Below are 1,454 nucleotides of genomic sequence, written 5' to 3' on the forward strand. Positions count from 1 at the left end.
GGAATCAGAAGTTTTTTAGCTTTGCCTTCTGATTCTTAATTGGTAGCAGTGAGATTGGTTTATTCACCAGGACAAACGCACGTAATTTGTGAAACCCTTGTTGCATAAGGATATTGATGAAAAAATCGCCTCAATTATCTATCAAACGCTCAAACCCCTGCTATGAAAGGATTCTTATACTTAGATGCGAGGTGCGTTTGCTCTGGTTTATTCACTTGATTCAGCAGTGTCAATTTGCTAATATCCTCTGTTGTGCATAAGTTGATTCTCCTGACACTTCTACTCAAGATTGAGGCTTCCAACCTAAATTTCTTTTTCTATAGGAGAGTGCAATGTCTTTTAAAACTGCGCCAAACTGGTTACAAGGTCTAGGAATTGCCATTGTTAGTGCAGTTACCTTATATGCAAATATCTCAGTTGCCCAAATCACCCCAGACGGCACTCTGCCAAATAATTCCAATGTAAAATTAGAGGGCAATACCAGGATTATTGAGGGTGGAACCATAAGAGGGGGTAATCTGTTCCACAGCTTTGGGGAGTTCTCTGTTCTCAATGGCAGTACTGCTTTGTTCAATAATTCACTGGATATTCAGAACATCCTGACACGAGTAACAGGTAAGTCAATTTCTAATATAGATGGCTTAATTCGTGCTAACGGTAAAGCAAACTTATTCCTGCTCAATCCTAATGGGATTATTTTTGGTAAAAATGCTAGTTTAAATATCGGCGGTTCCTTTGTGGCCACAACAGCCAATGCCATTGGGTTTGGCAATTTGGGATTTTTCAGCGCCTCAAATCCAGAAGCACCTTCACTCTTGTTGACAGTAAATCCAAATGCCTTATTATTTAATCAAATTGCAGCTGCACCGATTCAAAATAGTTCGACTGCACTAGCAGAAGCTACTCCTGGTGGCGAGGATGCATTTGGTCTACGTGTCCCAGATGGTCAGAGTTTGCTGTTAGTAGGCGGCGATATCAAAATGGATGGTGGAGGATTGAATGCTTTTGGTGGACTTGTCGAGTTAGGTGGGTTAGCAAATGTGGGAACAGTCGGGTTGAATGGAGATGGTAATAATCTAAGTTTGAGTTTTCCCGATAGTGTAGAAAGAAGCGATGTTTTCCTTAGCAATGGTGCTCTTGTAAATGTGATTGCTGGCGATGGTGGTAGTATCGTGGTTAATGCCCGGAATTTAGAGATGACACGACAAAGTGCCCTGTTTGCAGGGATAGAGAATGGACTGGGTTCTGATAATAGTAGGGCGGGAAACATTATGGTTAATGCCACGGTCGCAATAAATCTTAACAATGGGAGTCTAATTGCTAATCAGGTAGAACCAAAAGCAAATGGACAGGCAGGTGATATCAATATAAGTGCTAGCAGATTACAAATTTCGGGTGGTGCACAGGTAAGTGCTCGTACAGGCGGTGCAGGCAATGGGGGTTCTTTGAGGGTT

Annotated in this window: 1 protein-coding gene; it reads left to right on the forward strand. The window is 41.9% G+C overall.

Annotation, left to right across the window (positions count from 1 at the left end; translation table 11 throughout):
* Positions 1-332: 332 nt before the first annotated feature.
* The coding region (locus ACFE90_RS37365) for a filamentous hemagglutinin N-terminal domain-containing protein (RefSeq protein ID WP_375507272.1) at positions 333-1,454 on the forward strand (1,122 nt) is incomplete at its 3' end.

This window comes from uncultured Nostoc sp. (assembly GCF_964245445.1).
Classification (GTDB): domain Bacteria; phylum Cyanobacteriota; class Cyanobacteriia; order Cyanobacteriales; family Nostocaceae; genus Nostoc.